Origin of the sequence: Pseudogemmobacter bohemicus, assembly GCF_003290025.1 — a bacterium.
Lineage (GTDB): Bacteria > Pseudomonadota > Alphaproteobacteria > Rhodobacterales > Rhodobacteraceae > Pseudogemmobacter > Pseudogemmobacter bohemicus.
Map to the genome: position 1 here is coordinate 112,129 of NZ_QNHG01000005.1, position 8,575 is coordinate 120,703.

9 protein-coding genes are annotated in these 8,575 nt (G+C 63.5%); 7 read left to right on the forward strand and 2 right to left on the reverse strand.

Going from position 1 to position 8,575, the window contains the following annotated elements; genetic code table 11:
* From DRF71_RS22860 to DRF71_RS22870, 3 genes are all read left to right on the forward strand, one after another.
* A partial coding sequence (locus DRF71_RS22860) for a DUF1403 family protein (RefSeq protein ID WP_198672332.1) occupies positions 1 to 556 on the forward strand: 556 nt, incomplete at its 5' end.
* 2 nt (positions 557 to 558) lie between these two features.
* Complete coding sequence (gene scpB / locus DRF71_RS22865) at positions 559 to 1,197, forward strand: SMC-Scp complex subunit ScpB (RefSeq protein WP_112312899.1); 639 nt, start codon at positions 559 to 561, stop codon at positions 1,195 to 1,197.
* A gap of 346 nt (positions 1,198 to 1,543) precedes the next feature.
* Positions 1,544 to 2,329 carry an Abi family protein gene (locus DRF71_RS22870; RefSeq protein ID WP_198672333.1) on the forward strand — a complete coding sequence of 262 codons (786 nt, stop codon included), beginning with the start codon at positions 1,544 to 1,546 and terminating at the stop codon, positions 2,327 to 2,329.
* A gap of 54 nt (positions 2,330 to 2,383) precedes the next feature.
* Here the strand turns inward: DRF71_RS22870 and DRF71_RS27715 are convergent, their stop codons facing one another.
* The gene (locus DRF71_RS27715; protein ID WP_232831654.1) at positions 2,384 to 3,196 is read right to left on the reverse strand and encodes a hypothetical protein; all 813 of its coding nucleotides are present in this window, start codon (positions 3,194 to 3,196) and stop codon (positions 2,384 to 2,386) included.
* A 175-nt stretch (positions 3,197 to 3,371) separates the two neighbouring features.
* The gene (locus DRF71_RS22880; protein ID WP_112312902.1) at positions 3,372 to 4,361 is read right to left on the reverse strand and encodes a hydrogen peroxide-inducible genes activator; all 990 of its coding nucleotides are present in this window, start codon (positions 4,359 to 4,361) and stop codon (positions 3,372 to 3,374) included.
* A 179-nt stretch (positions 4,362 to 4,540) separates the two neighbouring features.
* Between DRF71_RS22880 and mbhE the strand changes: the two genes are divergently transcribed.
* The 4 genes from mbhE to DRF71_RS22900 form a co-directional block, all read left to right on the forward strand.
* Entirely contained in the window at positions 4,541 to 6,730 is a 2,190-nt protein-coding gene (gene mbhE, locus DRF71_RS22885) for a hydrogen gas-evolving membrane-bound hydrogenase subunit E (protein ID WP_232831665.1), read from the forward strand.
* A complete protein-coding gene (locus DRF71_RS22890) occupies positions 6,727 to 7,128 on the forward strand; it encodes an MnhB domain-containing protein (protein WP_112312905.1) in 402 nt (133 codons plus the stop codon). Before mbhE ends, DRF71_RS22890 begins: the two co-directional genes overlap by 4 nt.
* On the forward strand, positions 7,128 to 7,490 hold the full coding sequence (locus tag DRF71_RS22895) for a Na+/H+ antiporter subunit C (protein WP_112312906.1): 363 nt from the start codon (positions 7,128 to 7,130) through the stop codon (positions 7,488 to 7,490). The genes DRF71_RS22890 and DRF71_RS22895 overlap by 1 nt, the downstream gene beginning before the upstream one ends.
* The coding region (locus DRF71_RS22900; RefSeq protein ID WP_112312988.1) for a proton-conducting transporter transmembrane domain-containing protein at positions 7,487 to 8,575 on the forward strand (1,089 nt) is incomplete at its 3' end. The genes DRF71_RS22895 and DRF71_RS22900, both read left to right, overlap by 4 nt.

Sequence of the window (8,575 nt, forward strand, 5' to 3'; positions counted from 1 at the left end):
GGCGCGCCTGGCCGAATTTTTCGATCTGCCACCCGAGCCGGCAGGCGGGCTGCTGCGTGATCTCGGCGCGCGGTTTGTCGGGCGCGCCCCGCCCTTGCGGTTTGCTGCCGAGGCAGCGCGTGAACTTCTCGCCTTGGGCCCGGCCCATCGCGGTCTCGCGCTCTGGTTGGCGGACGCTCTTCTGGCCCGGGCGCTCGGCCAGGACCGGCCGGTACCGCTGCTTGCCGCGCATCTGCCACGGGCAGCCTTCCGGTTGGAGGGCGAGGCATGGCTTGCGGCCTGTGCTGCGGCCTGGGGCAGGGGGGCAGTTGCCGCCTTCGATCTTCACCTCGATCTGACCCGCCGCGCCGAGGCTTTGCGCGCGGCACATCTGCGGCGGCCGGGAAAAGACACCGCCGCCATAATTGCTGCCTTGCTGACCGAGGATGCTCTGACCGCTCAGGCCGGGGCCGAGGCCAGTGATCGCGCCGCGCGGCGGCTGTTTGATCGCCTGACGTCCCTCGGGCTGGTGCGCGAGTTGACCGGGCGGGCGACCTTCCGGCTTTACGGGTTGTGATAATGGCCCAGAAATCTGCCGAGCCGCTGGACACCGAACTCGCAGATCTGCCGCAAGCCCTGCGCTGGCGCGAATGGAGGACGCGGGTCGAGGCAGTGCTCTTTGCATCCTCCGAACCGGTGGGCCGGGATGTCCTGACCCGGGTGGTCGGTCGGGATTGCGCGCTTGATCTGCTGATCGAGGATATTTCTGCCGAACTGGCGGGGCGTCCTTACGAGATCGCGCGCATTGCGGGGGGCTGGCAGCTCCGCACCCGACCACAACACGCAGTCGCTATCCGCGTGGCGCGCGGTGAGGGTGATGCCACTCGCGATCTGACGGCGAGCGAAGCCCTCGTCCTGACCATTGTCGCCTATATGCAGCCGGTGACCCGCGGTGCGATCTCGCGCCTGACGGGCCTTGAGGTCAGCCGCGATCTGATCGCCCGCCTGCACCGCCAGGCCCTGATCGCCCGGGGCCCGCGGAGCCCCGAGCCGGGTGCGCCCTACACCTATGTCACCACGCCGGGGTTCCTTGCGCAGTTCGGGCTGGAAACCCTGCGCGATCTGCCGGACCTCGAGGCCCTGGAAGATGCCGGGCTGCTCAAGCCAGCGGCTGACGTTGAGCTGGATCTGCCCATCGCTGGCGAGGACTTGGGATAGGATGAGCGGGTATGTTCTTCTATTCAGCGCGTGGATTGCGAAGGTGAGATTAGGGCTGTTCTTGGCGGGCATGAACTTTGGTCAGAAGGGCCCTGACTTCAGCTTGCTTGAGATGGCGATATCGGCCTATCCTGCGGGCGAGCCGGACCTGTAGTTTTCACATTTTACTTGCAACGTGGAAGCTACGCCCCCATATTGACCCTTGTCATGGGTCGCCACACGAAGTCGGGAAACCGATAACGTGCAAAAGGGCGGCCCTTTTTGTTTTTAGATGGCCCTTCTACCCTACGCCAAACCTCATGCAGACGCAGCGGAGCGGGTCAATCACCTGCGGGCCAGAGGTCTCTTGATCTCACGGCCGAACGTTGCGGCCCGGAAGATCGAACTCATCGGGTATGAGCGGCTTCGAATCTACTTCCTGAGCCGACGCGATCACACGCAACCAGGTAAGCCTTTCATCCAGGGGACCCGCTACCAAGACATCCTGCGTATATATGAGTGCGACGAGAAATTGCGCGCAGCCTGTTTCGCGGCTGTTGGGCAGTTCGAGATATTGCTGCGCAATCGGGTTTCCGAGGAGCTTAGTAGTCGTTTCGGGAGTCACCCGTATTTCACATCGGCGGCCTTCCGAAGCAAGGAGTTGCAACTCGAAGCCCTTCAGAAGCTGGGATCGGTTTACACAACCTCCAAGGACCAGCGCGCGAAACACTACAAGACGACATACTCCGCCCCCCCGCTGCCGGCGATCTGGACCCTGAAGGAATTCCTGACCTTCGGCGCCACCTCCAGGTTGCTCAAGGCACTAGATGGTCCTGTCGTGACTGCGGTGGCGGCCGACTTCGGGCTCCCGTCAGACAGGCTGTTGGAGAACTGGGTAGAGACGCTCGTCGACCTTCGGAATATCTGCGCGCACCATGACCGGCTGTTCAACCGAATCTTCCAGAAGCAGCCGTCGCGGCTTCGAAACGCCAACGTGCCGACGGCAATCGTTCAGAACAACCGGCTGAGGGCAGTCCTGCAATGTCTGGACCACATGATGACGTCGCGTGGCGCATTGATGAGTGTAGAAGCCGAAGCAGGCCGGATCCTGGGGCGGTATCCAGAGATCACACTTGCCGAGGCGGGATATTAAATTTCGAATTAGAGGTGGTCTAACGGATGGGCCGGCTCCTGATACACGTTCGGCTCATGGCCGCCAGTCGGCCTTCCAGGTTCTGCCAAACGGCATTGCCAAGAGCTGCCGTTCACCCGCGACAGCGCCGTCCCCCTTTCGGTCATCGCATATGGCCACAACCGGCGCGGCGATTGCGCCGATATCGAGGTGGTGGTGCCGATGGGTCAAACCGCCCCCGGCGCGCTGGAGGATCGCCTGCGCGCGCTGATGCCGCGCGGCATGACGCCCCTGACCGACAGCCTTGCGTTGGCGCGGGGCCAGATCCCGCCGACGGCTGAGGCGGCCGATATCATCCTTGTCACCGACGGGCTGGAAACCTGCGGCGGCGATCCCTGTGCACTGGCCGCCGAACTCGCCGCCGAAGGAATTGACATCCGCGCCCATGTGGTAGGCTTTGGCCTGACCCGGATCGAGGTCGAGGCCCTGTCCTGCATCACAGATCAGACCGGCGGCATGTTGTTTGAAACCAACTCTGGCGCCGAACTGGCCGATGCGCTGCGGCAGGTCAGTTTGGCAGATCGGGCGCCGGCGCCGGAAGTCGCGTCTGAACCCGTCGGCCCGGCGCTCCTTTCCCAGCATTTCGTGTTTAGCGAGGCTGGCTCCGGGATGCCGCGCGGGCTGATGGAATGGCGGGCCGAGAGTGCGGGCGGCACGGTGATCGCCCTTGGCAGCACCGAGGGCACGCAACAAAGCATCGCAGGTATCTCGGTGGAACTGCCCGCCGGAACATGGCGGATCGTGGCCGAGGGCGAAGAGGGCCGGGCCGAACGGCTGATGGAACTCACACAATGCTGCGGCAGCCACGGTGTTCCGTTCACTGGCCATATGATGACGGCACAGATCCCGCCGCTGGGTCAGGTACAGGCGGGTCAGGGCGCGCGCCTACCCTATGAAATCACCCATCCAGGCAGCGGCAATCTGGGTGGCACACCTTACCGGATCATCGCGACCGGCCCTGAAGGATCGCTGAGCGCCGACCAGGCTGTCAGGCGTGATCTGATTACCAGCCGCGGCCCCGGTCTGACCGCCGCAGCAACCGGCGCCCTTGCGCCGGGTGCCTATCGACTGATCGTGGCCATTGTGGCAGGCGCTGCCAGGGCTGCAAGGTCTCGCGCAAATCATTGGCGAGCGACTCGTAAGTCGCAGTCCGTGAAGAATCCTTACGCCAGCTCAACGAAATGTATCTTACCGGGGCGGGCCCGGACAGCGGGCGCGCAACCACGCTCTGCTCGCGCAGGACTTCCGAGCGGACGTAAAGCGCGGGCAATAGCGAGACGCCCATGCCAATGGCAATCATCTGGCGCAGAGTGTCGAGAGTCGTGCCCTCGTAATCCCGGTCAAGGCGCGCGCCAGCATCGGCACAAAGACCCATGATCTGCGCGCGCAGCCGGGGGCTGCACTCCATCGTCATGATGGTTTCCCCTGCAAGATCCTGGGGGCTGATCGCGCTGTGCTGCGCCAGTCGGTGATCGGCAGGGAGGACAGCCATCAGCGGCTCTGTCAACAACAGCCGGGATTCGAGGTCAGGGCGTTCAACCCGTTCAGCGAGAAGGATAACATCATGCACCCCATCACCAAGCTGGCGCAGCAGGATATCCTCGCGCTCCTCGCGGATCTGGATCTTCATTTCCGGATGTCTCTGCCGCAGGGGCGGGACGCCAAGCGACAGCACATAGGCTCCGACAGTCTGCATTACGCCGATCTGCAACAGCGCCGGCGGCGCTGCTGGATCGTTCCGCCGGGCGATTTCACGAATGTCGTCAAGATCCGCCAGCATGGCACGGGCGCGCCGGGCGACCTCCTCTCCAATTGGGGTGATTACCACGCGCGCACGTGTGCGCTCGATCAGCCGCGCATGTAGCCGTGTTTCGAGCTCTTTGATTTGCATACTAAGCGTGGGTTGCGCCACACTGGACATTGCCGCTGCGCGACTGAAGCTGAGCGTATCGGCCACGGCGACAAGGTAGCGGAGTTGCTGGAGAGTAGGCATGGACGCGACATTATAGTTATAAACTATAAGTTGCAATATGATTTTCTATTTCCGCACGGTAGCATGTTTGTATAGACCCCCGAGGCGGGTCTGGAATCCTGCGCAAAATACTGGGACGCTCGATGGCAATTGAAGCTTCCGGCTACGATGTCGGCCGGAGATGGGGATACTTGGCCGCAGTGCTGGCCGCGCTGCTGGCGGGCTGGTTCGCAACCTTGCTGCCGCAGGTTCTTGCCGGAAGCCCGGTGCTCCTTACATGGGAATGGGCGCCCCCGCTGGGCATCTCGCTTGGCTTCATGCTCGACGGGCTCTCGATGATCATGGCTTTACTGATCTCGGGGATCGGGGCGCTGATCTTTCTCTATGCCACCGGCTACATGGGCGATCATCCGCAGTTCGGGCGCTTTGTGCTGTTCCTGTTCCTGTTCATGCTATCGATGCTGGGGTTGGTGCTGGCGCGCGACCTCATCACGCTTTTCGTGTTCTGGGAGCTGACCTCGGTCACCTCTTATCTGCTGATCGGCTTCAACCACGAAAACCCGCAGGCGCGGCGCAACGCGCTGCAGGCAATGCTGGTCACCGGGGCAGGGGGGCTGGCGCTGTTGGCGGGGTTCATCCTGATCGGCACAGCGGCGGGCAGCTATGATCTGGCGCAGATCCTTGCGGGTGATGGTCTTCAGGGCCATGCGCTTTACGGGCCAATTCTGGTCCTTGTGCTGCTGGGGGCCTTTACCAAATCGGCGCAGTTTCCATTCCATTTCTGGCTGCCCAATGCGATGGCCGCCCCGACCCCGGTTTCGGCCTATCTGCACTCTGCAACCATGGTGAAAGCCGGGGTCTATCTGCTGGCGCGGTTGCACCCGGCCCTGGGCGACACCGCAGCATGGACGGCGACCCTGACCACTGCCGGGCTCATCACCGCGGTGCTGGCCTCGATTCTGGCGCTGCGCCAGACCGATCTCAAGACCGCACTGGCCTATACGACGCTGATGGCGCTTGGCACGATCACCCTGTTTCTGGCCGGAGGCTCGCCCTATGCCCTGACGGCGGCGATCAGCTTTCTGATCGTGCATTCGCTTTACAAGGCGGCGCTCTTCATGGTGGTCGGCGCGATCGACCACGGCACCGGCACACGCGATGCAGATCTGCTGGGTGGTCTGCGTCGCGCTATGCCGCTGACGGCGCTGGCAGCGCTGCTGGCGGGTGCCTCGATGGCGGGACTGCCGCCGATGATCGGCTGGATCGGCAAGGAACTGCTTTATGTCGGAGCGGAAACGCTGAACCCCTCGTGGTTGCTCACGGCGGGGGTGCTTCTGGCCAATGCGCTGATGTTCGCGGTGGCCGGAGTGGTGGCATTGCGCCCCTTTGTCGGCGCGCCGGGCCAGACCCCGCACAAGCCGCATGAGGCCGGCTGGCAGATGCTGACCGGACCGCTGCTGCTGGGGGCGCTCGGGCTGGTATTCGGGATTGGCGCGGGGCTGGTGCAGCCGCTGATCACCGTCGCCGTGACCGGCAGCCTGGCGCAAGAGCGGGCGGCCGGGCTGCACCTTTGGGCCGGGGTGAACCTGCCCTTCTTCCTCAGCCTCGCCACCTTCGCGCTTGGCACATTGATCTATCTGGGTCGCGCGCGCCTGCGTGCCGCCATCGCCGCCCTGCTCGACCGGCTGCCGCAATTCGATCCCGGCTGGGACCGCTTTCTCGACGGGTTCCGCGCCTTTGCCGCCTGGCAGGCCCGCAGTATTCAAACCGGGCGGCTGACCGATTATCTGGTGGTGAGTTTCGTCAGTCTCGCCTTGATCCTGTTGGCGAGTTTCGTGCTGCGCAGCCCGGCGGTTGGCTTTGATCTCTCGGCACCGCTGCTGTTGTGGATGGTGGCCGGCATCTGTGTCGCCGGGGCGGTTCTCGCGCTCAATCCGCATTCGCGCATCGCCAATGTCGCCGGGATCGGCACGGTCGGGATCAGTGTCGCGCTGATCTTCATCATCTACGGCGCCCCCGATGTTGCGACGACCCAGCTGATGGTCGAAACGCTGTCGGCGGTGCTGTTCGGCATCGCCATGCTGCGCCTGCCCGGTATCGTCGAGCGGCGCAGCCGCTCGCGGCAGATCGGCCATGCGGTGATTGCCGGTGCGGTCGGGCTGTCGCTGACGCTGGTGGTGCTGGCGATCACCGCGCATCCGCTGGACCGCCATATCACGCAGTTCTTTGAGGAGAGCTCCTATGTGCTGGCGCATGGGCTGAATATCGTGAACGTCATTCTGGTCGATTTCCGTGCCTTCGATACGTTTGGCGAGCTGACGGTGGTGCTGCTGGCCGCACTGGGGGCCTATGCGGTGCTGAAGCGGCGCACGAAGGGGGCCCGCAAATGAAATCACTGATCCTGACCACCGGCGCGCGCACGTTGATTGCGCTGTTTCTGATCTTTTCGCTATATGTGCTGCTGCGTGGCCATAATGCACCGGGCGGCGGCTTTATCGGCGGGTTGATCGCCGCTTGCGGCTTTGCCATCCACGCCTTTGCCAGCGGTGTGGCCGAGGCGCGCCGCGCGCTGAAGGTCGATCCGCGCACGATTGGCGTGACCGGACTGATCTGCGCCCTGATTGCCGGGCTGATGGCGCTACCCTTCGGTGTTGCGCCGTTTGCCGGTATCTGGGGCGAGATCGCCGGCTACAAGCTCTCGTCGGTATTGCTTTTCGACATCGGCGTCTATCTGGCGGTGGTTGGCGGCATTCTGACCCTGATCTTCGCGCTTGAGGAGACGCTCTGATGGAAACCGTGCTTGCAATACTGGCCGGTGTGCTGGCCTCCTGCGCGGTCTGGCTGATGCTGTCGGGCAATCTGTTGCGCTTTCTCTTCGGGCTGCTGCTGATGTCGAACGCCGTCAATCTGGCGATCTTCGCCGCCGGGCGTCTGACCTATGGCGCGCCGCCCCTACTCGAGGCAGGGGGCCGCTTGCCGGAATATGACATGGCCAATTCCTTGCCGCAGGCCCTGCTGCTGACCGCCATTGTGATCGGTTTTGGTCTGTTCGCCTTTGCTCTGGCCTTGACCATCCGCGCCTATCGCACCTTTGGCCATCTCGAGATCGACCGGATGCGCGTTGCCGAGCCGGAAGAGGCAGGCAAATGAGCTGGATACTTGCACTGCCGATCCTTGTGCCATTCGTAACGGCTGCCGCGCTGTTCCTGCTGCGAAACCGGCGAGGATCCGGCTGGATATCTGTGGCCGGGGCGGTGGTTTCGCTCGTGCTGGCGCTTGCCCTGCTGATGGCCGTTCTGGATCATGGCGTGATCGCCACGCAGATGAGCGCCTGGGCCGCGCCCTTCGGCATCACGCTCGTCGCCGATTACCTGAGCGCGGCGATGGTGCTGATCACCGCAATCGTCAGCCTTGCCGTGGCGATCTGGGCCATGGCCGAGGTGGGCCAGACTTCGGCCAGGATGGGCTGGCACGGGCTGTTCCAGACATTGATCGGCGGCGTCACCGGGGCCTTTCTGACCGGCGATCTGTTCAACCTCTATGTCTGGTTCGAGGTGCTGCTGATCTCCTCTTTCGGTCTGCTGGTCATCAGCGGGCGCAAGAAGGCGATCGACGGCGCGGTCAAATATGTCGCCCTCAACCTGATCTCTACGGTGATGTTCCTCTGCGCGGCGGGGTTGCTTTACGGGGCCACCGGGACGTTGAACATGGCCGACCTGCGCGGCGCGGTTGCCGCCCATCCCGATCAGGGGCTGATGAGCGTCATCGCCATGATGTTCATGTTCGGCTTCGGGCTGAAGGCGGCGGTCTTTCCGTTGTTCTTCTGGCTGCCCGCCTCTTACCACACGCCGCATTATGCGGTGTCGGCCGTCTTCGCCGGGCTTTTGACCAAGGTGGGCGTCTATGCCTTGATGCGGGTCTTCACGCTGATCTTTGTCGGCGATCAGGGCTGGACCCATGAAATCCTGCTCTGGGTCGCCTGCCTGACCATGCTGACAGGCGTGCTGGGGGCGGCCGCACAAAGCGATTTCCGCAAGATCCTGTCTTTCCATATCGTCAGCCAGATCGGTTACATGGTGCTGGGCCTTGCGCTGATGACGCCGCTGGCGTTGATGGGGGCGGTGTTCTACCTGCTCCACCATATCATCGTGAAGGGGAACCTGTTCCTGATTGCGGGCGTGTCGCGCCGGCTGACCGGATCGTCGGACCTTTATGCCATCGGCGGGCTTTACCGC

Excerpts from the sequence above, each read along its gene's own strand:
- scpB (WP_112312899.1), top strand. The coding sequence starts at position 559 with ATGGCCCAGAAATCTGCCGAGCCGCTGGACACCGAACTCGCAGATCTG.
- DRF71_RS27715 (WP_232831654.1), bottom strand. The coding sequence starts at position 3,196 with ATGGCCAGTGAACGGAACACCGTGGCTGCCGCAGCATTGTGTGAGTTC.
- DRF71_RS22880 (WP_112312902.1), bottom strand. The coding sequence starts at position 4,361 with ATGCCTACTCTCCAGCAACTCCGCTACCTTGTCGCCGTGGCCGATACG.
- DRF71_RS22890 (WP_112312905.1), top strand. The coding sequence starts at position 6,727 with ATGAAATCACTGATCCTGACCACCGGCGCGCGCACGTTGATTGCGCTG.
- DRF71_RS22895 (WP_112312906.1), top strand. The coding sequence starts at position 7,128 with ATGGAAACCGTGCTTGCAATACTGGCCGGTGTGCTGGCCTCCTGCGCG.